Here is a 23381-nt window from a genome sequence, read left to right on the forward strand (position 1 = left end):
CCTGAAAATGAGGATGATATGGATAAACGCTTTTCAGCATTAGACCTGGACGCGCTGCGCAGCTTTGTGGAGGGGATCCAGTCCGCCAGTTTTGCCGAGGCGGCGGACAGACTGTGTCGGTCCACCTCTGCGGTCAGTGCCCAGTTAAAAAAGCTGGAGCAGCAGTGTGGCGTGGCTCTGACCGTTAAGCAGGGGCGTACGCTGGCACTGACCCGAGAGGGTGAAATTCTGCTGAGCTACGCCCGACGCATGCTGGTATTAAATGATGAAGCGCTCCGGGCTATCAGAGGTGAGTTGCTTCAGGGCGAGGTGCGGCTGGGTATGCAGGAGGACTTTGGCGAGTCCGTGATGCCGAAGGTCCTCGGCGATTTTCACAGACAACACCCTGAGCTTCGCATGACGGCACGTGTCGATCGCAACCCGCCGCTGCTGCGCGGCGTGGCGGCGAATGAACTCGATCTGGCGCTGGTCTGGCAGGAAGGTCGAGAAGGCGACTACGTGGGAAGCGAACCGCTGGCATGGATTTGCCGGTCCCGCGAGGACATTGAGGTCCTTCTGCAACGAGGTGAGCCGCTGCCGCTGGTGATGTTTGACGCGCCCTGCCTCCTGCGAAGCCGGGCCATCGCGGCACTGGATGCCGCAGGTATTCCCTGGCGTATCGCTTATACCAGCTATAGCCTGAGCGGGCTGTGGGCGGGAGTTAGTGCGGGGCTGGGTATTACGCTCCGCACGCGTATTGGTCTGCCCGAGACGTTACGGATCGACAGCCACCTGCTGCCAGATGCAGGAGAACTGGGAATCGCGCTGCATCAGGGGAGCGCCTCCCCCGATGCAGCTATTACCAGCATGAAGGCGCTGATCCTCAGGACGCTGAATGGATAAGCGTTGGGACTTGCGAGAGTAAGAACAGGATTAGGCCTATCGTCCCGCCCACCAGCGTGCCGTTGACGCGGATGAACTGCAGGTCTTTGCCGATGTTCAGCTCAATCTGGCGGGACATGTCTTTGGCGTCCCAGCTTTTGACCGTGTCGCTGATGTGGCGGGTCAGGAACGCGGCGAAATCCGGCGCGACGCGGTGCGCGGCCTGCTCCAGATGCTCGTTCAGCGACGCGCGCAGGCTGGCGTCGTTTGTTAGCGTTTCGCCAAACCACAGTCCGGCGTTGGCGATGCGCTGCTTCACGCGCGAATCCTCGCTCTGCATATCCGCCTTCAGCCACTGGCGCAGGTCAGCCCACATCTCACCCAGATAGCGGTTAAACGCCTCATCGTTCTTCAGGTAGTGCTTGATGTTGTCGGCTTTCGCCGCCATTTCCGGATCGTTTTTCAGGTTGTCGATAAGCTTCAGCGTGGCGCGGTCGAACGCCTGACGGATCTGGTGCGTGCGGTCGTGGCTGATATCGTCCAGCAGCGTGTTCACCGCGTTCGACACCATCTCCGCGCTTTGATCGCCCAGCCACTCCGTGGGGAGCACCATCGCCTTGCGCGGATGCTCGGTTTTGAGCCAGTGGACAATCTGATCGGCAATAAACTCCCGCGTGCTTTCCCGCTGAATCAGGGTAATCAGCCGGTTGATGATGGCGTCCAGCAGTACCTGATGGCGGTTATTTTTGGTCATGCTCTCCAGCATGACGGCGCTGGTTTCGGTGAAATCGACCTTGTCGATAGCTTTATGCACCGCGCGTTTGAGCAGGCGCTGAATGCGCCCGTCGTCGGTTAACTCAAGAAAACCGCTCATCACCTGCATCAGATGCAGCCCGACGCGCTGGGCGTTGTCGGGCTTGCTGAACCAGGCGCCAATCATTTGCGCGGGCTCATAGCGGCGGATCAGCGCCACAAGCGACTGAGTATCAAGAAACTTCTCCTGCACGAACTGGCCGAGATTGTCGCCGATTCGGTCCTTATTGCGCGGGATAATCGCCGTATGGCGCGAAATAAACGGAATGGGAACCCGGCGGAACAGCGCGACGACGGCAAACCAGTCCGCCAGCGCGCCGACCATCGCCGCCTCGGCAATGGCTTTGACGCCGCGCACCCAGAAGGTCTGCGGCAGGAAGAGGGTGGTGACAAAGGCCGCGGCGGCAATCAGCAGCAGCGACAGCGCCAGCAGCTTGGCGCGTTTGAGTTCAGCGATTTTTTCCATGGGTTAAGGATAGAGGGAAGCGGGGGAAAAGTGCAAAAATCGCCACAGCACCCACCCGCCAAACCCCATCAGCACCACGCCCGCCGTGCGCTCAATCCACCACAGCGAACGCCTGAGCTTCTGTTGCACCGCCGATAGCCCCATCATCGACACCAGCGCCAGATCCCACGCCAGCACCACCATCACCATCCAGACGCCGCAGGTCGCCTGCTGAAGCAGCGTGACGTCCGGCCCGAGTAACGCCGTCATCAGCGCCAGGTAGAACAGCGCATTTTTCGGATTTAACAGCGCCGACCCCAGCCCCAGCAGGATCTGCTTCATCAGAGAAGGGCACCGCTGTCGGGTTTCTGCAAGCGCCAGCGCCTGCGTTTGGCTGCGCACCAGATGCGAGCCGATCCACAGCAGGTACAGCGCCCCGCAAAGCTCTATCAGCGTAAACAGCCACGCAAACTGCCGCAGCGCGCTCCAGCCGATAATCACCAGAACAATATAGAGCGCGTTACCCGCGGCGATGCCGACGCACAGCCCGGCGCTGCCGCGCAGCCGATAGCGCGCCGCGTAGCCCAAAAGCAGGAAAAAATCCGGACCCGGGCTCAACAGCGCAACAAAATGCGCCAGCGCCAGAGCGAGAAAAGCGGAAGGGAAGAACAGTTCCATAGCGACCTCAGTTAACCATCTGAGGACAGGATACGGCGCTGCAGATCCTATTTATTGTCTGATATTGATCGGCCCGTGGCGTACTGGCGCGGCGTGGCGGCGGTATAGCTGACGAAGGTCTTATGAAAATGGCTCTGGTCGGCAAAGCCGCTCTGGTAGCCGACGTCGGCGATGTCGTCCCCGGCACGTAGCCGCGCTTTGGCGAACTCCACGCGGGAGATGTTGAGGAAGCTGCCCGGCGTCAGGCCGGTGTCCTGCCGGAAGGTGCGGATCAGCGTCTCCTTGCGCAGCGAGAAGCGTTGGGCAAGTTCGTCGAGAGAGGGCGGGCTGGTGAGATTGGAAAGAAACGCCTCCTGAACCTGCTGGCTGGTTGGCCGAAGCGCGTCTGCGTTATCTGCGCAGCGGGGAAGGGCAGAAAGCAGCGCCTCCACGGACGCTGGAGACATTGTCTTAACGACGTCCAGGTAATGGGCAAACAGGGCAGGGTTACGAATCACCTGTAGCGCCAGAGGAAAATCGGTGTCGATATAGAGCATATGGTAGCTGCGCGGCTGCCCGTCGACGGGGTTGCAGCTGTGCGGCACATAAGCCGGGATCGCAATGAGGTCCCCGGGATGAAGAATGTACTCTTGGTCATGACACACGCAGCAGGTCTGGCCCTCAACAATCGCGCCGATGGAGAGTTGAGGGTGACAGTGGCGTTTGTACGCCTGCGTGCTCTGCCAGGTGCTGCGCAGCTCAAGGCCCCTGGCGCGGTGAAAAGTCTGGCGAACGTGTCGGGTATCGGTCATGGAAACTCCTTCTGGACGTTTTTTATACCACGTCAGCGAACCGTCCGGCACTGCTTAACTCAGAACCTTCCGGATATACCCAACTTTACGTCCACAGCCAGTCATGTTGACTACCCTTAATACCCTAAGCGGTAAAACATGGAGATTCGATATGGCTTATCAGACAGTAAATTCTGCCACTAACCAGCTCATCAAAGAATACCCCTCACATACCGACGCGGATATCGAAGCGGCGCTGAAGGCGGCCGATGCGCTTTACCATTCGGAATGGGCGAAAGGCGACATCAGCCAGCGCCTGCCGGTGCTGCATAAGCTTGCCGACCTGATCGACGAGCGCGTGGAGGATCTGGCCAAAATCGCCAGCCAGGAGATGGGTAAGCTCATCGAACAGAGCCGCGGCGAGGTGAAGCTTTGCGCGCAGATCGCCCGCTACTACGCCGACAACGCGAAGCAGTTCCTCGCCCCGGTGAAGTACGACTCTGAACTTGGGGAAGCGTGGGTGGAGCATCACCCCATCGGCGTGCTGATGGCCGTCGAGCCGTGGAACTTCCCGTACTACCAGCTGATGCGTGTCCTGGCACCAAACCTGGCGGCGGGTAACCCCGTTATCGCCAAGCATGCCAGCATCGTGCCGCACTGCGCCGAGACCTTTGCGCATCTGGTGCGCGAGGCGGGCGCGCCGGAAGGGGCGTGGACGAACCTGTTTATCTCGTCCGAACAGGTGGCGAATATCATCGCAGACGATCGCGTGCAGGGCGCAGCGCTAACCGGCTCCGAAAAGGCGGGCAGCGTGGTGGCCGCGCAGGCGGCGAAGCACATTAAGAAATCGACCCTCGAACTGGGCGGTAACGACGTCTTCGTGGTGCTGGACGACGCGGACCTGGATAAAGCGGTTAAGATTGGCGTGAATGCGCGGCTCAACAACGCCGGGCAGGTCTGTACCGCGGCGAAGCGCTTTATCCTGCACGAGAAAATTGCCGACGCGTTCCTCAGCAAATTTACCGAGGCGTTTAAGCAGGTGAAGATTGGCGATCCGCTGGACGAGAGCACCACGCTGGGGCCGCTCTCTTCCAAAGATGCGCTGGAAACGCTGACCAAACAGGTTAACGAGGCGGTGAAAAACGGTGCCACGCTGCACTTTGGCGGCAAGCCGGTGCAGCGCGACGGGAGCTTCTTCGAACCGACGATCCTGACGAATATCTCCCGCGATAACCCGGCGTACTTCGAAGAGTTCTTCGGCCCGGTTGCGCAGATGTACGTGGTGAAAAACGACGACGAGGCGGTCGCGCTGGCGAACGATTCCCACTACGGCCTGGGCGGGGCGGTGTTCAGCCAGGACATCGAGCGCGCGAAGGAAATGGCGTCGCGGATCGAGACCGGGATGGTGTACATCAACTGGCTCACCGATACCGCAGCAGAGCTGCCGTTCGGCGGCGTGAAGCGTTCCGGCTACGGACGCGAGCTGTCGGATCTGGGGATCAAAGAGTTTGTGAACCAGAAGCTGGTGGTGGTGCGTAAGTAAGAGGTAATAAAAAAACCTGCCGGTTGGCAGGTTTTTTCAGTTGATTACTGTACTTCGATCTTGTCCCAGCCGCTTTTAAACATGCAGCTGTCGACTAACGTATCCCGGCGATATTCATTCGCGTCTTCAACCGTGTAGCTCGTGGAAATATCCTTTTTCTTGTTCTTTTTGTCCGTTTTTTCCGAGCTCGAACCGGTCACTACGTTATCCGGAGGCAGATCGATCAGGGCCTGCGCTTCGCATTCCGTGAGCTTTTTATTCATCTCAGCGTCGCTCACGCCCGGTTTTACCCATTTGTACTGGACGCAGCCGGTGAGCATCAGCGTGAGGCTCAGAACGCAAAGCGCGGTAATGCGGTGTTTCATCAGAAGCTAACTCCACCGCCGACATATGCGCCATCAATCAGGGTGTGGTTTGGACGACCATCTTTACCGTCAACGCTCACGTGGCGGTAGCCTACTTTCAGCGTAACCGGTTTGATTGGGGTCCAGCTTACGCCGCCGTTAGCTTCAACGTAGTTTTTCACGCTGTTGTTCAGGCCTTCTGGTGCCGCATAGCCTTCGCCATAGACGTGGATGCTGTCGGTCAGCGCAACGTTTACGCCGCCGCCAATCGGGAAGGCCACGCCGTTATCGCCTTTTTTCGGGCCGATGTAGATGGCTTTTGCGCCCGCATTCAGCATCACCGGGCCCACTTCCAGGTTGTAGCCTGCGCCCACGCCACCGGTCTGGGTACCGTCGTCGGTGTTTTTCAGCCAGTTACTTTCGAGATAAACACCGGATGAGGATTTGCCCATTTCCAGGTTGAGGTTGGTAAAGTTTTTACCCTGCTCAATGCTGCCGCCCATTGCCAGTGCGGAACCCGAGATGGCGGTCAGTGCAGAAAGAAGAAGAATGTTCAGTTTTTTCATGTTTCGTGCCTCATCATCAAATTAATCTGGGGGCACCTTAACAAGCGATGTTTATGACTGCAAATGTGATGCAAATCGACTTTTCATGCTGTAATTGTTAATTCTTTTATATTTATTTGTAACGCTTAAGTTGGGTTGTCGGTGTGTCAACGCGCAAATTTCAGATGTTGAGGAATAGTTTAATTTTTTGACTAAACGAAATCTGAACGAGGCAGGGATAGTGATTTGAGATGCATTAATTGCGCTTCTAATAATTTCCAATTCCATTTCTAAAATCACATAAAAAAACGAATTTTTACATTTTTATGGTCATTATTCGTTCAGATGTCCGGCCACGTTTCCTTTCCATGTCATTTTTCTGACACGTTTGTTCATTACGTTGTGGGCTTCACTTTCCGGATGCTAACAATATGAAAAGAAAAATCATTCCTGTGCTTATCGGCTGTACGCTCTCTTTCTCTGGCCTGGCGGCGCAGCCCACGGCTGAGCGCTATGTTGTCAGCTTCCCTGACGGCTCACACGTGAAATACAGCGGCGCGTTTGCCGGTGCGTTTCCGAATGGACTCCCGGTAGGGATTGGCTCCGGCCTGCTGTTTACGGGCAAGCAGGGCGATGCTCTGACCTTCGCGACCGTGACCGATCGCGGTCCTAACGCCGATGCGCCCAAAATGGGTAAAAACGAAGCCAAAATTTTTGTCACGCCGGATTTCGCGCCGCTGCTGATGACCATCCGCGTTCAGAACGGCAAAGCGGAGGCAACGGATGCCCGCCCGCTGCATGATGATAAAGGCGAGATTAACGGCCTGCCGCTGCAAAGCGGCGTGATTGGAGCCACCAATGAGGTGGCGTTCAGCGATACCCTCAAAATTCTGAAGGGTGACAACCGCGGGCTGGACACGGAAGGCATCACCCCGGACGGCAAGGGCGGTTTCTGGCTGTGCGACGAGTATGGCCCGTTCCTGATTAACGTCGACAGCAAAGGAAAAATTCTGGCGATCCACGGGCCGCAGGCGGCGGAAGGGGAAAAATCCATCGCGGGCGGTCTGCCAAACGTTATCAAATGGCGCCAGCCGAACCGGGGCTTTGAAGGCCTGACCCGGATGCCGGACGGGCGGATTATCGCCGCCGTGCAAAGCACGCTGGATATCGACGGTAAGAGTAAAAAGCAGGCGCTGTTTACGCGTCTGGTCAGCTTCGACCCGGCGACCGGGAAAACGGCGATGTACGGCTACCCCATCGACAGCGCGGCCTACAGCAAAAACAGCGACGCCAAAATCGGCGACATCGTGGCGCTGGACGACCAGCACATCCTGCTGATTGAACAGGGTGAGGATAAAAATGACGCGATGCGTAACCTTATCTACAAGGTGGATCTCAGCAAGGCGAGCGACCTGACCGCTTTCGACAAGCCGGGCGAGTACCCGGAGTTTGATGATGAGAAAACCCTGGCACAGCGCGACATTACCCTTGCAGCAAAAACGCAGGTCGTCGATCTGCGCGCGCTGGGCTGGAAACAGGAGAAGGCCGAAGGGCTGGCGCTGATCGACGGCAAACGGCTTGCGGTGGCGAACGATAACGACTTTGGCGTGAAGGTGGCGATGCAGCATCCGGTCGAGGGCAAAAAGCTCAAGGACTATCGGGTTAACGAGGAAGGCAAGCTGACGCTGGATGATAAACCGGTGGAAACCACGCTCAGCGTGAAGCCGCTGAAGAAGCCGGAGTCAGAGAGCGAGCTGTGGATTGTGACGCTGCCGGAGGCGTTGAAATAATTTTACCCCTCATCCTAACCCTCTCCCCAAAGGGGAGAGGGGAAGCAAGGCGGTTATTTCTTCAGACCCGCAAACGCTGCCCGAATCTCCTCCTCCGGCAGCTGGATACCAATAAACACCATCACGCTATGCGGCGCTTCATCGCCCCACGGGCGGTCCCAGTCGGCGCTGTACAGGCGCTGTACGCCCTGAAACAGCAGGCGGTTCGGCTCGCCGTCGATCCACAGCATGCCTTTGTAGCGCAGCAGCTTGTCGGCAAACGAAAGCAGCAGGTTTTCCATTACCCGCGAGACCTCGCTGATGTCCACCGGATAGTCCAGCTCCACCACAATCGACGCCACATCGTTTTGCTTGTCTCCCATAAAGTGGAAGCGCGGTTTCGTGGTGACGTTCTCCTCCAGCATAAAGCCGTTGGTGTTAAACAGCTGGGATAGATCGATATCGCCATGCGTCACCGTATAAATCGGCGCGCGCGAGTTGATGCGCGTCAGGCGCTCGCGGAGTTTTTCGCTGTCGCCTGCCACGTCGGTTTTGGTCAGCAGAATGCGGTCGGCGTAGCCCACCTGAGACTGGGCAATGGTGAACTGGTTCATCTGCTCGTCGGCGTGGACCGCGTCTACCAGGGCAATCACCCCGTCCAGCAGGTAGCGCTGGCAAAGAATATCGTGCGAGAAAAAGGTCTGAATAATCGGGCCGGGGTCGGCCATGCCGGTGCACTCGATCACCAGGCGGTCGAAGCCGATGTCACCGCGATCGCGGCTGTCGAGCAGGTCCAGCAGGGCGTCTTCCAGCTCGTTAGAGCGGGTGCAGCAGATGCAGCCGTTGGTCAGGGTTTTGATTTGCGTGGCGCGGTCTCCGATTAATTGATCGTCAACGGAGACTTCGCCAAATTCGTTTTCGATGACGGCGATTTTGAAGCCGTGCTGCTCGTTCAGGATGTGGCGCAGCAGGGTGGTTTTACCGGCGCCGAGGAAACCGGTCAGCAGGGTAACGGCAATCGGGGTCATGGTCTCTCCTTTAGCAGCAGCGGACGCCGCCTTCTCCACTTCCGCCGTAGCGCGCTTCCTGACGCTCGCGGAAGAATTCGGTGTAGGTCATGTACGGCTTATCCGGATGGTTGGTCTTCATATGCTCAACGTAGTTGTCATAGTCCGGAATGCCAATCAGCATTTTCGCCGCCTGACCGAGGTATTTTTTTGCTTCGCCTAAGTTACCAAACATTGAGGGTTCCAGATAGAAGAAGCCCGGAGGCGTGCAGCGATCCGGGCCTACAGTGACAGGCTTAATTAATGGTGTGAAGAGGTCTTCACGCCGCCTTCCGGCACCGGCACGTACGGGGTCTCTTTATCCGTACGGCCTTCGGTGTTGCGCACTTTCATCCAGGTTTTGATGCCGTAGAAGATAATGCTGTACACCACCACCAGGAACAGAATGCTCAGACCCGCGTTGGTGTAGTTGTTCACCACGATATGGTTCATGTTGGCAATCTGCTGTGCGGTCAGATCCGCGCCGCCTGCGGCAATCTTCTCTTTGTACTGGTTAGCCATGAAGAAGAAGCCTTCCAGCTGCGGGTTGGTGCTGAACAGCTTCAGGCCCAGCGCCCAGGTGGTGCAGAGCAGCAGCCACAGCGCAGGAACCACGGTCACCCAGATGTATTTGGTGCGCTTCATCTTCACGAGGACGACGGTACCGAGCACCAGGGCAACGGCTGCCAGCATCTGGTTAGAGATACCGAACAGTGGCCACAGGCTCTTCACGCCGCCGAGCGGGTCGACAACGCCCTGATACAGCAGGTAGCCCCACAGGCCTACGCACCCGGCAGTACCCAGAACACCCGCTACCAGAGAGTCGGTTTTCTTCAGGAACGGCACGAAGTTGCCCAGCAGATCCTGCAGCATGAAGCGGCCCGCACGGGTACCGGCATCCAGCGCGGTGAGGATGAACAGCGCTTCGAACAGAATACCGAAGTGGTACCAGAAGCCCATGTCCGCCCACGGCAGCACTTTGTGGAACACGTGTGCGATACCCACGGCCAGCGTCGGCGCGCCACCTGCGCGGTTCAGCACGGACGGTTCGCCAATGTCCTTCGCGGTCTGCATGATCTGCTCAGGCGAGATCACGAAGCCCCAGGAGCTGACGGTCGCCGCCGCGTGTGCGCTGGCCTCTTTCAGCTGCGCCATGATCAGCGCGGTATTTTCCCCGCCCATCTCATGCAGGTTTGGCATGGTGATGCCCAGACCCGCCGGCGGGGTGTTCATCGCGAAGTACAGGCCTGGCTCGATAATCGAGGCCGCAACCAGCGCCATGATCGCCACGAAGGACTCCATCAGCATCGCGCCGTAACCGATAAAGCGTGCGTCGGTTTCGTTAGCCATCAGCTTCGGCGTGGTGCCGGAAGCGATCAGCGCGTGGAAGCCTGAAACGGCGCCGCAGGCGATGGTGATAAACAGGAACGGGAACAGGGCGCCTTTCCACAGCGGACCGGTGCCGTCAATGTACTGGGTCACCGCCGGCATTTTCAGCTCAGGGTTGATGATCACAATCCCGATCGCCAGCCCGACGATGACACCGATTTTCAGGAAGGTCGCCAGGTAGTCGCGCGGAGCCAAAATCAGCCACACCGGCAGCAGGGCGGAAACGAACGCGTAACCGATCAGCGCGAAGGTGATGGTGGTGTCTTTAAAGGTCAGCGCCGGGCCCCAGTACGGGTCGTGCGCAATCACGCCGCCGAAGTAGATGGAGGCGACCAGCAGTACGATACCAATGACCGACACTTCACCCACGCGGCCTGGGCGCAGGAAGCGCATATAGATGCCCATGAACAGCGCAATCGGTACGGTAGAGCAGACGGTGAAGACGCCCCACGGACTTTCGGCCAGCGCTTTCACCACGATCAGCGCCAGCACTGCGAGGATGATGATCATGATCAGGAAGCAGCCGAAGAGGGCGATAGTGCCCGGCACGCGGCCCATCTCTTCTTTGATCATCTCGCCCAGCGACGAACCGTTACGGCGCGAGGAGATAAACAGCACCATAAAGTCCTGCACCGCCCCCGCCAGCACCACGCCCGCCAGCAGCCAGAGCGTACCCGGCAGGTAGCCCATCTGGGCGGCCAGTACCGGGCCAACCAGCGGGCCAGCACCGGCGATAGCGGCAAAGTGGTGACCAAACAGCACGTAGCGGTTGGTTGGCACGTAGTTCAGGCCGTCATTGTTAATGACCGCCGGGGTGGCGCGCGTCGGGTCGAGCTTCATGACCTTCTGCGCGATGTATAAGCTGTAGTAGCGATAAGCCACAAGGTAGACGGAGACCGACGCGACCACGATCCACAGGGCGCTGACGTGTTCGCCCCGGCGCAATGCGACAACCGCCAGACAGAAAGCGCCGAGGATCCCGAGTAAGGCCCAGGGCACGTGCTTAAGTAGTTTTTTAGTATCCATAGTAAGACCTGGTTTTTTATGTAAAGAAAAAAGGGTCAGGGTTCGTTGTGAGGAGGTATTGATTAATGCTGGAGCGATCGTGCCAGATCCGCGCGCGCGTAAAGGACGATAAATGAGTGAGAGGTTGAAAGTGACGGGTGAGCGGTCAAAGGACGCGGCGAGTGGTTCAGGCTCGCCGCTGGTCGGGAAAATTATGTGATTGAGATCACGTGGTTTTCCGGGCTGCGCTCCATCGACAGGTAGCTTTCCAGCGTCTTGATGAGTTTCTCCTTCAGCCAGCTCGGCTCCAGGATCTGAATATTCGGCAGCCAGTAGAACAGCAGCGGCAGGATCTGGTTTTCGTGTGCCGCCTGGCAGCGCAGAGTGACGCCGCCGCGCCGCTCCTCCAGCAGCTCCTGTTCCGGCAGGAGATCGCGGCGCAGGAAGTAATGTGAAATATTATCCTTAATGAATATTTTCACGGTGAAAGTAGTTTCGGACACCCACGGGTCGAGCCTTTTTTCCAGCAGTTCCCGAACATTTTCATCAGGAGTAAAAAAGGTTTTTTGAACATCAAACCAGCTAATCTGGCTTAATGAAAAGGATTTCAACCGGCTATTTTCGGTAGCTTGTAAATACCATATATTTTTTTTGTTAATGAGTTTATAGGGATTAATCAGACGGGTTTTACCCTTATATACGATCTGACAGACATTATGGTTCTTAATCGATTTCTCGATTTTCGCTAAATGGCGGCGGATATCACGCTGCACCGTGTGCTCTGCGTCATTACCGAGGATAAGAATATGGTTTTCGTCGACGCGCGCCTCCAGCTTTTGCCAGAAGTCCGTATTTCTTTCAGGGAAAAAATTATCGGCATTCAGGAAGTTAGCCAGAGCATGATGTAATCCCTGCCCGCCGGGAGATTGGGCGGAATGGATCAGTCGATATAACCCGTTACCGGTATGTTCAACAATGGGCGAGAGCGCATTTAAATCCCGGTAGACGGTACGCTCGGTAATTTTAAATTTCTCCATTAGCGCACTGCGGTTTACCACCCCGTGTAAATGTAGCTCAAGGAGAATATCGACCAGACGTTCAGCCGAGCGGCTCCGCGTCGTTTTAGCCATAAGGTCTTCCTGTATATTGGGTATGCGCTGAACAATGCAAAAGCACTGACCGGAGATGTCAGTATTCAGGCACAAAAAATTTCTCTTATGGATATATAACGGCGTGATTTAGCGGAAACCTTAGGAATTTTTGTAGAAAGCGGCGCTGGCCCGAAAAAAGGCCAGCGCGAGGGGGATCACACGACGGCTTCCATCTCCATCATCACCGGGTGGAAACGGCGCTTAAAGTAGATCAGGCCGTGTCCCGCGTCACTCAGGATGATGTTTTTCACTTCGACAAGATAAACCAGATGCGTGCCGATGGTTTGCACCTGGGTAATCTCGCCTTCCAGGCTCGCCAGCGCGCCTTTCAGCACCGGCTGCCCCAGCGGGCCTTTCTGCCAGCAGGAGAGGGCAAAGCGCTCCTCCATTGCCATCCCGGTCATCCCGGCGAAGTGGCGGGCCATGATCTCCTGCTCGTGGTTCAGCACGTTGACGCACAGCCTGCCGTTGCCCTGAAAGACCGGGTTCATGGCGCTGTTGGCGTTAATGCAGACCATGACCGACGGTGGGGTATCCGTCACCGAGCAGACGGCGGTGGCGGTAATGCCGCAGCGTCCGGCGTCGCCCTCGGTGGTGACCACATTGACCGCCGCCGACAGGCTGCTCATTGCGTCGCGAAAACGCAGGCGTTGTTCATCTGAATGCATTGTAACCTCCCGCTGCGCTATTTCAGCAGCTTGTCGAGCATGTTGATATCGCTATTGTTGTGCAGGTGCGGCACGGTCCAGCCGTGCTGGTCGTACTCGGACATGCAGCGGTCGACCATTGCCATCATCTTGTCCATATTCCCGGAGCTTTGCGCCTGACGCAGACACTGCAGGCGGATCTCATCCTGGCTGCCGGAGTAGTTGATTTCGTACAACTCGTGACGACCCCCAAACTCGCTGCCGATGGCGTCCCACATCAGTTTCAAAATCTTGATGCGTTCGACGTGATCCATTCCGTTGGAGCCGCGCACGTACTTCGCCAGATACTGGTCGATCTGCGGGTTGTTCAGGTCCCGCGCGCTGGACGGCAGATAAATCAGCCCGGAGGTCACGTTACGTTCGATGATGTTCTTGATCTTCGCGTAGGCCATCGGGGCCATCACGCGGTAGGTTTGCAGCGCCGCGTGGTCCGGCAGGTACGCGCCGTTCACCCACGGCGTGGCTTCGGAGCACATGGAGTCGCTCAGCGCCCAGAACATATTGCGCCAGGCCACCACTTCGCCGAGATCCGCCTGCACGCCGCGGAACTCAAGGGTACCGGTGCACTCCAGGGATTTCTTCAGCAGGGCGGTGATGAAGTCGAGCTTCACCGCCAGACGTACGCAGGCCTGCAGCGGGTACATGCGGGCGAAGCCGCCCTCCATCGTCCAGCGACGGCAGCGGTCGAAATCGCGGTAGATCAGCACGTTTTCCCACGGGATCAGCACGTTATCCATCACCAGGATTGCGTCGTTCTCGTCGAAGCGGCTGGAGAGCGGATAGTCATACGGGGATCCGGTTGCGCCTGCCACCATCTCGTACGAGGCGCGGGAGATCAGCTTCACCCCTTCGGCGTCCATCGGCGCGACGAACATCAGCGCGAAGTCCGGGTTTTCGCCCATCACCTGCGCGGAGCCAAAACCGATCATGTTGTAGTGGGTCAACGCCGAGTTGGTTGCGACGACTTTCGCACCGCTGACGATAATCCCGGCATCGGTCTCTTTCTCCAGCTTGATGTAGACGTCCTTCACCTCGTCCGCCGGCTTGTGGCGGTCGATCGGCGGGTTGACGATGGCGTGGTTGAAGTACAGGCCGGTTTCCTGAATGCGGGTGTACCAGCTGCGGGCGTTCTGCTCGAACTGACCGTAGAAGGCAGGGTTAGCGCCGAGGGCGCAGCCGAACGCCGCTTTGTAGTCCGGCGTGCGGCCCATCCAGCCGTAGCTCAGGCGCGACCACTCGGCGATGGCGTTGCGCTGCTGGCGCAGGTCGTCGGCGCTTTTCGCCACGCGGAAAAATTTGTGGGTGTAGCCGCCGCTGCCGGTGTCGGTGCCCCAGCACAGCGTGTCCTGCATGTCCGGCTTGTGCAGCGCATCGTACATCTGGGCGATAGACGCCGCCGCATTGCGAAACGCCGGGTGGGTGGTGACGTCCTTAACGCGCTCGCCGTAGATATAAATCTCACGACCGTCCTGCAGACTTTTTAAATACTCTTCGCCGGTTAACGGACGTTTGGCATCAGCGCGGAATTCTTCAGGCTTCATAGGGACCTCGTATCGGAAGATGGTTGTTAAATTTATGTTTTGTTTTTGTTGTTTAATTGAAGCGTGAGAGGGGCGGAACGTGAAGGGACGATTGGGACAACGGCGGGTACTTTTCGGGCGGGATTGGGATTTGTGATCTGTGCGGGTTTTTGGCGGGTGGCGCTGCGCTTACCCGCCCTACGAACCGTGATGCGTTCAGGAAACCGGTACTTTCTGCGCCCGATACGCGCTGGGCGAGCAGCCCGTCAGGCGATTGAAAAACCGGGCGAAATAGGCCGGATCCTTAAATCCCAGCTGCCAGGCAATCTCGCTGACCGCGCTGTCGGAAAACAGCAGCAGGCGCCTGGCCTCGCGCAGCTGCCGGTCGAAGATCAGCCGTTTCGGCGAGCGGTTGGCGAAGCGGCGGCAGATGTCCGTCAGGCGGGATTCGGTCAGGTGCAACTCGCTGGCGTATTCCGGTACCGTCCAGTGCTGGTGATAGTGGGTGTCGATCAGCTGGGTAAAGCGCTGGAACAGCTTCAGCTCGCCGCGCATCCCGCTGGCCGCGTGGTCGTCGAGCTTCGCGTTGCGCAGCAGCAGGGTAAATACCGCCTGCGCCAGCAGGACCAGCGTATGCTCACGGCCCGGCAGCTGCGCCGTGGATTCCCGGGCGATGAGCTGCCAGTAGTGCTTCAGCGCCGTCAGCTCGTCCGGCTTGTCGGCAAGCGACAGGCAGATCCCCGGCAGGCCAAACGCTTCCCGCGTGCCGGGGTAGAGCACTTCTAATAGCGGCCAGATGAGATCCTCGCGCACCGTCAGCACGTGCCCGTCGCTGTCGGATTCGGTGATAAACGCGTGCGGCACCGACGGCGGCGTCAGCACAAATAGCGGCGCCTGCACCGAATAGCGGTGGTCGTCGAGCTGGAGTTCAATCTGTCCGGTATCGAGAAAGTGCATCTGAAAGTACTGGTCGTGACGATGCGCCTGCATGTCGCGGCCAAAAAAGGCCGCCATGCGGGCGAACGACTGATAGTGCACGTCGTCGGTGCCCAGACTTTCGTCGTACTCCTTGCTGATATCAATGTTGGCGATAGGGCTCTGGCACATGATCGTTCCTCTGTTGAACCCGCTGCGTCATCGGGATGCGCGTCAGCACCAGCGCGCCGACCACCAGCAGACCCGCCACAAACCACAGCCCGGAGCTGAAGCTGCCGGTCGCGTCGCGCAGGATCCCAATCAGCAGCGGGCTGACTGCGGATCCGACGTTACCGATGGCGTTGATCACCGCCAGCGCCACCGCGCGTGACTGCAGGCTAATAACCTGGTCCGGCGTGGTCCAGAATATCGCCATGGCGGTAAACGATCCGGTTGAGGCCATGATGATGCCAAGCAGCTGGATCAGGCTGTGATCGGTCACGGAGGCCAGCATCCATCCCGCCGCGGCAAACAGGTACGGCAGGATGGTGTGCTTTTTTCGCTCTTTCAGCCTGTCGGAGCGGCGACTCCACCAGATCATCCCGAGGATGGTACAAAACTGCGGGATCGCCGCCAGCAGGCCAATCACGATATTGCTGCTGCCGGTGTTGAAGCTTTGCAGGATCTGCGGCGTCCAGATGTTGATCGCGCTCAGCGTATTGGTCAGACAGAAGTAGGCCAGCGTGTAGAGCAGCACGGCGGGCGTAAGCACCTCGCGCAGCGTCGAGCGCGGCGTGACGGATTGGGCGATGGCGACCTCCTGCTCGCGCGCGATCATCGTTTTCAGCGCCTGCTTTTCGTCCTCATCCAGCCAGGTGGCCTGATCCGGCGTGTCGTTGAGGTAAAACCAGGTCACCACGCCGAGCACCACCGACGGCAACCCCTCCAGCAGAAACAGCCACTGCCAGCCCTTCAGGTTCCACAGCCCGTCCATCGCCAGAATATACCCGGAGAGGATCGAGCCAAGCATCATGGTCACCGGCATGGCGATCATAAACAGCGCGTTGGCGCGGGCGCGGTGATAGGCCGGGAACCACCAGGTGAGATAGACCAAAATCCCTGGCAGGAAACCGGCTTCCGCAATGCCTACCAGCATGCGCAGGACGTAAAGCGTTTCGGGGCTGGTAGCGAACATGGTGCAGGTGGAGGCGATGCCCCACACCACCATGATCCCGGCGATCCAGCGGCGCGCGCCGACCTTCGCCAGCATGATATTGCTGGGGATCCCGCACAGCACGTAGGTGACGTAAAACAGCGTCGCGGCCAGGCCAAACATGGTCGACGTGAGGCCCAGATCTTTGCCCATCGTCAGCCCGGCAAAGCCGATGTTGATGCGATCGAGAAACGAGAAAACAAACAGGATAAAGAGAAACACGATCAAACGACGGAACAGCTTATTTATTGCGCGATGTTCTACATCTTTATTATGCAGGGTTGAGGTCGTCATGTTGCGCTCCACATCGTACGTTTAGTAGACGGATTTATTGTTATCGACTGCTGTGGTGACGTCGGTAAAGCGGGCCGCCAGCGCTTCGGCGCTGCGGGCGAGCAGGGTGGTATCCACACCGACCGCCACAAACAATGCGCCGAGGCCGAGATAGCGTTTCGCCAGCTGTTCATTCGCCATCAGGATGCCGGGCGCTTTGCCCGCCGCACGGATCTGCGCGATCGCCTGCTCAATGGCGGCCTGCACCTCCGGATGCTGCGGGTTACCGGCAAAGCCCATGTCGGCGCTCAGATCTGCCGGGCCGATAAACACGCCGTCCACCCCTTCCACGTCCAGGATCTGCGGCAGGTTTTTCAGCGCCTCGCGGGTTTCGATCTGCACCAGCACGCACATGGCGTCGTTAGCCTGATGCAGGTAATCCGGGATGCGGTTCCAGCGCGACGCGCGCGCCAGGGCGCTGCCGACGCCGCGAATGCCCGCAGGCGGGTAGCGGGTGGCGCTTACCGCCAGCCGCGCCTCGTCAGCGTTTTGCACCATCGGCACCAGCAGGGTTTGCGCCCCCACGTCCAGCAGCTGCTTGATCTGCACCGGGTCGTTCCACGACGGGCGCACCACCGGCTGGCTGGGATAAGGGGCGATGGCCTGGAGCTGAGTCAGGACGGTTTGCACGCTGTTCGGCGCGTGCTCGCCGTCGATCAGCAGCCAGTCAAAACCGGCCCCGGCCAGCAGCTCTGCGCTGTAGCTGCTGGTCAGCCCCAGCCATAAACCGATTTGCGGGCGGCCCGCCTTCAGCGCCGCTTTGAATGCGTTTTGCATGGTCGCCTCCTTATACAAAGCGACAGCTGATGGAGCCCATGTTGCCGTAGTCAACATGGAAGGTGTCGCCTCTGCTGGCGGCAACCGGACGGGTAAACGAGCCGCCGAGGATGATCTGTCCGGGCTCAAGCTGCACGTCGTACGGCGCGAGCTTGTTCGCCAGCCACGCCACGCCGTTCGCCGGGTGGTTAAGCACGCCTGCGGCGACGCCGGTCTCTTCGATCACGCCGTTGCGGTAGAGCAGGGCGGAGATCCAGCGCAGATCCAGCGCGTCGGGCTTAATCGGACGACCGCCGAGGATCACCCCGGCGTTGGCGGCGTTGTCGGAGATGGTGTCGAACACCTTGCGCGGGCGCTGGGTCTCCGGATCAACGTTGTGGCAGCGGGCGTCGATCAGCTCCAGGGCGGGAATGACGTAATCCGTGGCGTTGTAGACGTCGAAGATCGTGCAGTTCGGGCCGCGCAGCGGTTTTGCCAGCACGAAGGCCAGCTCCACTTCGATACGCGGGACGATAAAGCGGTCGACGGGAATGTCGCTGCCGTCATGGAAGAACATGTCGTCCAGCAGCGCGCCGTAGTCCGGCTCGCTAATCTGCGAGCTGGCCTGCATCGCCTTCGAGGTGAGGCCAATCTTATGGCCTTTCAGCACGCGGCCTTCGGCAATTTTCAGGCTCACCCATTCGCGCTGTACGGCGTAGGCGTCTTCGATGGTGATCTCCGGGTACTCCAGCGAGATCGCGCGGATCTGCTCCCGGGACTGTTCCGCCTGATGCAGGCGATGGGCGATCAGGGTATGAGTGTGTTTATCCAGCATAAAAGACCTCAGCGAAAGAGCGCGTGCACGTTGTTTTGTTTGTAATTGAGCGTCGGATGCAGCTCGTCCAGCTCAAACGACAGCGCCAGATAGCGCTCCGCCATCAGCTCCGCGAAGTGGGTTTTGATCAGCGCAAACAACATCTCCCCCACGGCTTCCCGGCTCTCCAGGCTGCGCCCGGCGCCGATCTTCAGCGTCATATGCACAAAGGCGTAATCATGCTTACCGTCCGCCATCTGCCAGGTGTCCAGCCAGTGGGCGCGGCTGCGGATGCCGCCGAGCGGGAAGATGCCCGTGGCGGCCAGCGCCTCGTTCACTTTGGCGAACAGCCCCGGCAGGTCGGCCTGCGCGCGGATGTTGTCGGTACATTCAGCAATAAAGTGCGGCATAACGACTCCTTATGCGGGCAGCGGGAAAACGGCATTGACCTGGCCGGTGCCGGAGCTGGCGAACAGCTCGGTGAGAAACTCCACCTTGCCGTCGTATTTATCCCAGCCCAGCATCCCCAGCAGCATCACCGTGTCGTGCATGTTCCCCTCGCCGTAGCAGTAGTCGGCGTACTCCGGCAGCATGCTGCAAAACTCTTTAAACTGGCCTTCGCGCCACAGCTTCACCACCCGCTCGTCCATCTGACGGTCGAACTCGCGGGTGTAGCTGTTCATCCCTTCTTCCGCACGCTGGTCGTCGATAAAGCGGTGCGAGAGCGAGCCGCTGGCGAGTACCGCCACGGTGCCGTCGTACTTTTCGATGGCGCTGACGATGGCCTCGCCCAGCCTGCGGCTGTCGGCGAAGTCGTGAACCGTGCAGAACGCCGAGATGGAGATCACTTTGAAGTGCTTATCCGCGTTCATGTAGCGCATCGGCACCAGCGTGCCGTACTCCAGCTTGAGGCTCGGGATGTTGTGCGCCTTGGCGCGCACGCCGAGCTTCACCGCTTCGTCGGCGATCAGTTGCCCGAGCTCCGGGTTGCCGTCGTAGTCGTAGGTCATGTCGCGGATAAAGTGCGGCAGCTCGTTGCTGGTGTAGACGCCTGAAAAATGATCCGCACAGTTGATGTGGTACGCGCTGTTCACCAGCCAGTGGGTGTCGAACACGATGATGGTGTCCACGCCCAGTTCACGGCAGCGCTTGCTGATCTCTTTATGCCCGTCGATGGCGGACTGGCGGCAGCCGTGGTTTTTCCCCGGCAGCTCGGAAAGATACATCGACGGCACGTGGGTGATTTTTGCCGCTAACGCTAGCTTGCCCATTGTCAGATCCCCCATTTTGGAATCGGATGGTCGCCCATGGAGATGCAGACGTTCTTCATCTCCGCGAACACTTCAAAGCTGTACTCGCCGCCCTCGCGGCCGGTGCCGGAGGCCTTCACGCCGCCAAACGGCTGGCGCAGGTCGCGCACGTTCTGGGTGTTGACGAACACCATGCCCGCTTCAATGCTGCGCGCCAGACGGAGCACCTTGCTGACGTCCTGGGTCCAGATGTATGACGCCAGGCCGTACTCCACGTCGTTCGCCAGGCGCAGGCCTTCCGCCTCGTCCTTAAACGGCAGCAGGCAGGCCACCGGCCCGAAGATCTCCTCCTGCGCCACGCGCATGCGGTTGTCGACGTCCGCCAGCACCGTCGGGCGCAGGAAGTTGCCGCCTTTCAGGTGTACAGGCAGATCGACCGGTTTGTCCGGGCCGCCCGCCAGCAGGGTGGCGCCTTCCTCGATGCCGAGGCGGATATAGCCGGAGACTTTCTCCCAGTGCTGCTGGCTGATGAGCGCGCCAATCTGGGTGTTCGGATCGGTCGGATCGCCCACGCGAAGGCGATTGGCGCGTTCGGCGAAGCGCTTGACGAACTCCGGGTAGATGCTCTGCTGGATGAAGATGCGCGAGCCCGCGGTGCAGCGCTCGCCGTTGATGGAGAAGATGGTGAACAGCGCGGCGTCCAGCGCGCGTTCGAAGTCCGCATCTTCAAAAATCAGCACCGGGGATTTGCCGCCCAGCTCCATGGAATATTTCTTCAGCCCGGCGTTTTTCATGATGTTGCGCCCGGTGGCGGTGCCGCCGGTGAAGGAGACGGCGCGCACGTCGTGGTGGCGCACCAGCGCGTCGCCTGCCGTCGCCCCGTATCCCTGCACCACGTTCAGCACGCCCGCCGGAATGCCCGCCTCCAGCGCCAGCTCGCCCAGACGGTCGGCGGTCAGCGGCGAGAGTTCAGACATCTTCAGCACCGCGGTGTTGCCCAGCGCCAGGCACGGCGCGACCTTCCAGGTGGCGGTCATAAACGGCACGTTCCACGGCGACACCAGCGCGCAGACGCCCACCGGCTGCACCAGGGTGTAGTTGAGCATTTTGTCGTCGACCGGGTAGGTTTTGCCGTTCATCTGCTGGCACACTTCGGCGAAGAACTCGAAGTTGTGCGAGGCGCGCGGGATGAGCACATTTTTGGTCTGGTGGATCGGCAGGCCGGTGTCGGCGGTTTCCATGGCGGCGATCTCGGGCACGTTCTGGTCGATCAGATCCCCCAGGCGACGCATCAGGCGCGCGCGCTCCTTCATCGGCAGGTTGGCCCATTTCGGGAACGCCTCTTTAGCGGCGGCAACGGCCTGATGAATTTCCGCTTCACCGCCGGAGGCGACTTCCGCTAATACCTCGCCGGAGGCCGGGTTAGTGGTATGGAAGTACTCGCTTCCGGCGACGTTTTTACCGTTGATCCAGTGGTTAATCTTTTTCATTTTGCAGTCTCCTCGCTGACAATCCGGTTCACCAGGCGGCCCACGCCTTCCACTTCCACCACCACTTCATCGCCCGGCACCACGTCGGACAGCCCCTTCGGCGTGCCGGTGGCGATCATGTCGCCCGGCTGTAGGGTCATAAAATCGCTCAGATACGCAATCAGGTAAGGAATGCTGAAAATGAGATCGGCGGTGGTGCCTTCCTGACGCAGTTCGCCGTTGACGAAGGTGCGCAGGGTTAAGTTATGCGGATCGGGAATGGCTTCTTTCGGCACGATGTTCGGGCTGATGGGGGTTAATCCGTCGCGGCTTTTGACCCGCAGGTTCGGGCGGTAGTAATTTTCCAGGTAGTCGCGGATGGCGTAGTCGTTGCAGACCGTGTAGCCTGCGACATACTCCATCGCCTCGGCTTCGCTCACCTTACGCGCGGTTTTACCGATAACCACCACCAGCTCCGCCTCGTAGTGCATGTATTCGATATTGTTCGGGCGCACCGAGGTCTGGTTGTCGCCATTGAAGGTGTTCGGCGCCTTGATAAACACCAGCGGCTCGGTGGGCGGCTTGAAGTCCAGCTCGCTGGCATGATCGGCGTAGTTAAGACCGAGGGCGAACAGCGTGGCGTGTTCAGGCGTGCGGTGGGAAAGGGCAACGTCGCGCTCGTTCACCACCGGGTTTTCCAGCGGCGGGAAACCTTCCGCCAGAATCCGCACGCGATCGCCCGGGCGGATCTCCACGCGGCTTTGCGGTGTGCCGAGCAGGATCGCATCGCCGGGCTTGAGGGTGGCGAATTCGCTCAGGGCGCTCAGCAGTTCGGCGGCGCTGCTTTGCAGATCGGCGGTGTTCCAGTGGTCCGCTTCGCGGCCGTTGATCTCGGTGATGATGGTCAGGTTGTCGACGTTATCAACGGCGGCCAGCTCGCCAAGCGGGCAAAAGCCGTCCCGGCATTTGGCCTTAATGGCCGGACGGTAGAAGCTCTCTTCCGGCAGGCTCACTTCGTTGGCCAGCGCGTATCCCGCGATGTAGGCCGCGGCGTCCTCTACGCGCACCCTGCTGGCGGTTTTACCCACAACCAGCGCCACCGTCGCGCCGCTTAACACCGTTTCCCCCTGCGGGAAAGGAATGGGCTCGCCCGCGCGAATCACGGTGTTGTGCGGTTTGATAAACCACACCGGCGTTTTTGGCGGCGTGTTGTAAGGGGCTTTTTCAAACGCCTCAGCCCAGGCTTCTTGCTGACTCTGGTGGTTCAGCGCGACGGCAAATACGGTACCTTTCATTCACCTACTCCTCACCCCGACGGTCCGGGTTATGATTTCATTAATATGTTAATGATCTGGTTTTATGCTTTTGCTGTTTATTTCGCAATCAGAAGTGAAGAATTTGTGATATGAATAACAATAAATTTACATTATGGATTTTAATACTATGTAAATCAGTTGCTTAATAAAACAGAATGGTTTCTGTTAGACTTTCTGGCAGGAAACGTGTTGTTTATAAAAACATCTTTTATGAATCGTTTACTTGTTAATGATGTGAAGGGGAGAGGCTATGCATGATTCATTAACCATCGCGCTTTTGCAGGCGCGGGAAGCGGCGATGTCGTACTTCCGTCCGATTGTGAAGCGGCATAACCTCACCGAGCAGCAGTGGCGCATCGTACGCGTGCTGGCTGAACATCCGTCGATGGATTTTCACGATCTGGCGTTTCGCACCTGTATTCTGCGCCCGAGCCTGACCGGCATTCTGACGCGCATGGAGCGCGACGGCCTGGTGCTGCGCTTAAAGCCGGTGAACGACCAGCGCAAGCTGTACGTGTCGCTGACCAAAGAGGGAAATGCGCTGTACGAGCACGCCCAGGCGCAGGTGGAAGAGGCGTATCAGCAGATTGAGGCGGAATACACCCCGGAGAAGATGAAGCAGCTGACGGCGCTGCTGGAAGAGTTTATTGAACTCGGGAACCGGCATAACGCAGCGCGGGAAGAAGAGTAAAAACCACAAATTCCAGGATGATTTTCGTAAAGTTTTCC

23 protein-coding genes are annotated in these 23381 nt (G+C 58.9%); 4 read left to right on the forward strand and 19 right to left on the reverse strand.

Features of this window, described 5'->3' with window-relative positions:
- Positions 1-18: 18 nt before the first annotated feature.
- On the forward strand, positions 19-882 hold the full coding sequence (locus IM291_RS09855; RefSeq protein ID WP_192986773.1) for a LysR substrate-binding domain-containing protein: 864 nt from the start codon (positions 19-21) through the stop codon (positions 880-882).
- Here IM291_RS09855 and IM291_RS09860 read toward each other — a convergent pair.
- From IM291_RS09860 to IM291_RS09870, 3 genes are read right to left on the reverse strand one after another with little or no spacing between them, the layout of a single operon-like run.
- The gene (locus IM291_RS09860) at positions 863-2140 is read right to left on the reverse strand and encodes a DUF445 domain-containing protein (protein ID WP_028015387.1); all 1278 of its coding nucleotides are present in this window, start codon (positions 2138-2140) and stop codon (positions 863-865) included. The genes IM291_RS09855 and IM291_RS09860 overlap by 20 nt on opposite strands.
- A gap of 3 nt (positions 2141-2143) precedes the next feature.
- Positions 2144-2797 (reverse strand): LysE family translocator, encoded by a 654-nt coding sequence (locus IM291_RS09865; protein ID WP_048999301.1) that lies wholly within the window; start codon positions 2795-2797, stop codon positions 2144-2146.
- 47 nt (positions 2798-2844) lie between these two features.
- A complete protein-coding gene (locus tag IM291_RS09870; protein ID WP_048999302.1) occupies positions 2845-3588 on the reverse strand; it encodes an AraC family transcriptional regulator in 744 nt (247 codons plus the stop codon).
- A 151-nt stretch (positions 3589-3739) separates the two neighbouring features.
- Between IM291_RS09870 and IM291_RS09875 the strand changes: the two genes are divergently transcribed.
- Positions 3740-5110, forward strand: coding sequence for an NAD-dependent succinate-semialdehyde dehydrogenase (locus IM291_RS09875; RefSeq protein WP_192986774.1), 1371 nt, complete (start codon positions 3740-3742; stop codon positions 5108-5110).
- Between the two features lie 44 nt (positions 5111-5154).
- Here IM291_RS09875 and IM291_RS09880 read toward each other — a convergent pair whose 3' ends face one another.
- Positions 5155-5475, reverse strand: coding sequence for a hypothetical protein (locus tag IM291_RS09880; RefSeq protein WP_028015390.1), 321 nt, complete (start codon positions 5473-5475; stop codon positions 5155-5157).
- Positions 5475-6020 (reverse strand): YfaZ family outer membrane protein, encoded by a 546-nt coding sequence (locus IM291_RS09885; RefSeq protein ID WP_028015391.1) that lies wholly within the window; start codon positions 6018-6020, stop codon positions 5475-5477. Before IM291_RS09885 ends, IM291_RS09880 begins: the two co-directional genes overlap by 1 nt.
- A 410-nt stretch (positions 6021-6430) precedes the next feature.
- Here IM291_RS09885 and IM291_RS09890 point away from each other — a divergent pair, with 410 nt between their 5' ends.
- On the forward strand, positions 6431-7789 hold the full coding sequence (locus IM291_RS09890) for an esterase-like activity of phytase family protein (RefSeq protein ID WP_192986776.1): 1359 nt from the start codon (positions 6431-6433) through the stop codon (positions 7787-7789).
- Positions 7790-7842: 53 nt separating this feature from the next.
- On the opposite strand, the gene yjiA is transcribed toward IM291_RS09890, so the two are convergent.
- The 14 genes from yjiA to hpaG all read right to left on the reverse strand — a co-directional run bounded on the left by yjiA (position 7843) and on the right by hpaG (position 22631).
- Positions 7843-8796, reverse strand: a complete 954-nt coding sequence (gene yjiA, locus IM291_RS09895) for a GTPase (protein ID WP_048959792.1) — start codon at positions 8794-8796, stop codon at positions 7843-7845.
- Positions 8797-8806: 10 nt separating this feature from the next.
- Complete coding sequence (locus IM291_RS09900) at positions 8807-9010, reverse strand: YbdD/YjiX family protein (RefSeq protein WP_003856610.1); 204 nt, start codon at positions 9008-9010, stop codon at positions 8807-8809.
- Positions 9011-9075: 65 nt separating this feature from the next.
- Positions 9076-11229, reverse strand: a complete 2154-nt coding sequence (locus tag IM291_RS09905; protein ID WP_028015394.1) for a carbon starvation CstA family protein — start codon at positions 11227-11229, stop codon at positions 9076-9078.
- Positions 11230-11420: 191 nt separating this feature from the next.
- A complete protein-coding gene (locus IM291_RS09910; RefSeq protein ID WP_028015395.1) occupies positions 11421-12338 on the reverse strand; it encodes a YafY family protein in 918 nt (305 codons plus the stop codon).
- A 176-nt stretch (positions 12339-12514) separates the two neighbouring features.
- A complete protein-coding gene (locus tag IM291_RS09915; protein WP_041911318.1) occupies positions 12515-13027 on the reverse strand; it encodes a 4-hydroxyphenylacetate 3-monooxygenase reductase subunit in 513 nt (170 codons plus the stop codon).
- Between the two features lie 17 nt (positions 13028-13044).
- The gene (hpaB, locus tag IM291_RS09920; protein ID WP_192986778.1) at positions 13045-14607 is read right to left on the reverse strand and encodes a 4-hydroxyphenylacetate 3-monooxygenase, oxygenase component; all 1563 of its coding nucleotides are present in this window, start codon (positions 14605-14607) and stop codon (positions 13045-13047) included.
- 195 nt (positions 14608-14802) lie between these two features.
- Positions 14803-15693, reverse strand: coding sequence for a 4-hydroxyphenylacetate catabolism regulatory protein HpaA (gene hpaA, locus IM291_RS09925; protein ID WP_028015398.1), 891 nt, complete (start codon positions 15691-15693; stop codon positions 14803-14805).
- Positions 15665-17008, reverse strand: coding sequence for a 4-hydroxyphenylacetate permease (hpaX, locus tag IM291_RS09930; protein ID WP_045259531.1), 1344 nt, complete (start codon positions 17006-17008; stop codon positions 15665-15667). Before hpaX ends, hpaA begins: the two co-directional genes overlap by 29 nt.
- Before the next feature lie 21 nt (positions 17009-17029).
- Positions 17030-17824: a 4-hydroxy-2-oxoheptanedioate aldolase gene (hpaI, locus tag IM291_RS09935; protein WP_045259530.1), complete on the reverse strand. Its 795-nt coding sequence runs from the start codon at positions 17822-17824 to the stop codon at positions 17030-17032.
- A 10-nt stretch (positions 17825-17834) separates the two neighbouring features.
- Complete coding sequence (hpaH, locus tag IM291_RS09940; RefSeq protein ID WP_045259529.1) at positions 17835-18638, reverse strand: 2-oxo-hept-4-ene-1,7-dioate hydratase; 804 nt, start codon at positions 18636-18638, stop codon at positions 17835-17837.
- A gap of 8 nt (positions 18639-18646) precedes the next feature.
- A complete protein-coding gene (locus IM291_RS09945; RefSeq protein WP_048999308.1) occupies positions 18647-19027 on the reverse strand; it encodes a 5-carboxymethyl-2-hydroxymuconate Delta-isomerase in 381 nt (126 codons plus the stop codon).
- A gap of 9 nt (positions 19028-19036) precedes the next feature.
- Positions 19037-19888: a 3,4-dihydroxyphenylacetate 2,3-dioxygenase gene (gene hpaD, locus IM291_RS09950; protein WP_041911312.1), complete on the reverse strand. Its 852-nt coding sequence runs from the start codon at positions 19886-19888 to the stop codon at positions 19037-19039.
- A gap of 2 nt (positions 19889-19890) precedes the next feature.
- Positions 19891-21357: a 5-carboxymethyl-2-hydroxymuconate semialdehyde dehydrogenase gene (gene hpaE, locus IM291_RS09955; RefSeq protein WP_192986780.1), complete on the reverse strand. Its 1467-nt coding sequence runs from the start codon at positions 21355-21357 to the stop codon at positions 19891-19893.
- Positions 21354-22631 carry a 4-hydroxyphenylacetate degradation bifunctional isomerase/decarboxylase gene (hpaG, locus tag IM291_RS09960; RefSeq protein WP_048999310.1) on the reverse strand — a complete coding sequence of 426 codons (1278 nt, stop codon included), beginning with the start codon at positions 22629-22631 and terminating at the stop codon, positions 21354-21356. The genes hpaE and hpaG overlap by 4 nt, the downstream gene beginning before the upstream one ends.
- 271 nt (positions 22632-22902) lie before the next feature.
- Here hpaG and hpaR point away from each other — a divergent pair, with 271 nt between their 5' ends.
- Positions 22903-23343 carry a homoprotocatechuate degradation operon regulator HpaR gene (gene hpaR / locus IM291_RS09965; RefSeq protein WP_023334396.1) on the forward strand — a complete coding sequence of 147 codons (441 nt, stop codon included), beginning with the start codon at positions 22903-22905 and terminating at the stop codon, positions 23341-23343.
- Positions 23344-23381 lie beyond the last annotated feature (38 nt).

Source organism: Enterobacter cloacae complex sp. P27C (assembly GCF_014895705.1).
In the GTDB taxonomy this organism is placed as follows: Bacteria; Pseudomonadota; Gammaproteobacteria; order Enterobacterales; family Enterobacteriaceae; genus Enterobacter; species Enterobacter bugandensis.

What these genes read in the sequence shown, in the direction of transcription:
- IM291_RS09885 (WP_028015391.1), bottom strand. Translation starts at nt 6,020, where the DNA reads ATGAAAAAACTGAACATTCTTCTTCTTTCTGCACTGACCGCCATCTCG.
- hpaH (WP_045259529.1), bottom strand. Translation starts at nt 18,638, where the DNA reads ATGCTGGATAAACACACTCATACCCTGATCGCCCATCGCCTGCATCAG.
- hpaG (WP_048999310.1), bottom strand. Translation starts at nt 22,631, where the DNA reads ATGAAAGGTACCGTATTTGCCGTCGCGCTGAACCACCAGAGTCAGCAA.
- IM291_RS09875 (WP_192986774.1), top strand. Translation starts at nt 3,740, where the DNA reads ATGGCTTATCAGACAGTAAATTCTGCCACTAACCAGCTCATCAAAGAA.
- IM291_RS09915 (WP_041911318.1), bottom strand. Translation starts at nt 13,027, where the DNA reads ATGCATTCAGATGAACAACGCCTGCGTTTTCGCGACGCAATGAGCAGC.
- IM291_RS09860 (WP_028015387.1), bottom strand. Translation starts at nt 2,140, where the DNA reads ATGGAAAAAATCGCTGAACTCAAACGCGCCAAGCTGCTGGCGCTGTCG.
- yjiA (WP_048959792.1), bottom strand. Translation starts at nt 8,796, where the DNA reads ATGACCCCGATTGCCGTTACCCTGCTGACCGGTTTCCTCGGCGCCGGT.
- hpaA (WP_028015398.1), bottom strand. Translation starts at nt 15,693, where the DNA reads ATGTGCCAGAGCCCTATCGCCAACATTGATATCAGCAAGGAGTACGAC.
- hpaI (WP_045259530.1), bottom strand. Translation starts at nt 17,824, where the DNA reads ATGCAAAACGCATTCAAAGCGGCGCTGAAGGCGGGCCGCCCGCAAATC.
- IM291_RS09870 (WP_048999302.1), bottom strand. Translation starts at nt 3,588, where the DNA reads ATGACCGATACCCGACACGTTCGCCAGACTTTTCACCGCGCCAGGGGC.
- hpaB (WP_192986778.1), bottom strand. Translation starts at nt 14,607, where the DNA reads ATGAAGCCTGAAGAATTCCGCGCTGATGCCAAACGTCCGTTAACCGGC.
- IM291_RS09855 (WP_192986773.1), top strand. Translation starts at nt 19, where the DNA reads ATGGATAAACGCTTTTCAGCATTAGACCTGGACGCGCTGCGCAGCTTT.
- hpaD (WP_041911312.1), bottom strand. Translation starts at nt 19,888, where the DNA reads ATGGGCAAGCTAGCGTTAGCGGCAAAAATCACCCACGTGCCGTCGATG.
- IM291_RS09865 (WP_048999301.1), bottom strand. Translation starts at nt 2,797, where the DNA reads ATGGAACTGTTCTTCCCTTCCGCTTTTCTCGCTCTGGCGCTGGCGCAT.
- IM291_RS09905 (WP_028015394.1), bottom strand. Translation starts at nt 11,229, where the DNA reads ATGGATACTAAAAAACTACTTAAGCACGTGCCCTGGGCCTTACTCGGG.
- hpaE (WP_192986780.1), bottom strand. Translation starts at nt 21,357, where the DNA reads ATGAAAAAGATTAACCACTGGATCAACGGTAAAAACGTCGCCGGAAGC.
- IM291_RS09900 (WP_003856610.1), bottom strand. Translation starts at nt 9,010, where the DNA reads ATGTTTGGTAACTTAGGCGAAGCAAAAAAATACCTCGGTCAGGCGGCG.
- IM291_RS09910 (WP_028015395.1), bottom strand. Translation starts at nt 12,338, where the DNA reads ATGGCTAAAACGACGCGGAGCCGCTCGGCTGAACGTCTGGTCGATATT.
- IM291_RS09945 (WP_048999308.1), bottom strand. Translation starts at nt 19,027, where the DNA reads ATGCCGCACTTTATTGCTGAATGTACCGACAACATCCGCGCGCAGGCC.
- hpaR (WP_023334396.1), top strand. Translation starts at nt 22,903, where the DNA reads ATGCATGATTCATTAACCATCGCGCTTTTGCAGGCGCGGGAAGCGGCG.
- IM291_RS09890 (WP_192986776.1), top strand. Translation starts at nt 6,431, where the DNA reads ATGAAAAGAAAAATCATTCCTGTGCTTATCGGCTGTACGCTCTCTTTC.
- IM291_RS09880 (WP_028015390.1), bottom strand. Translation starts at nt 5,475, where the DNA reads ATGAAACACCGCATTACCGCGCTTTGCGTTCTGAGCCTCACGCTGATG.
- hpaX (WP_045259531.1), bottom strand. Translation starts at nt 17,008, where the DNA reads ATGACGACCTCAACCCTGCATAATAAAGATGTAGAACATCGCGCAATA.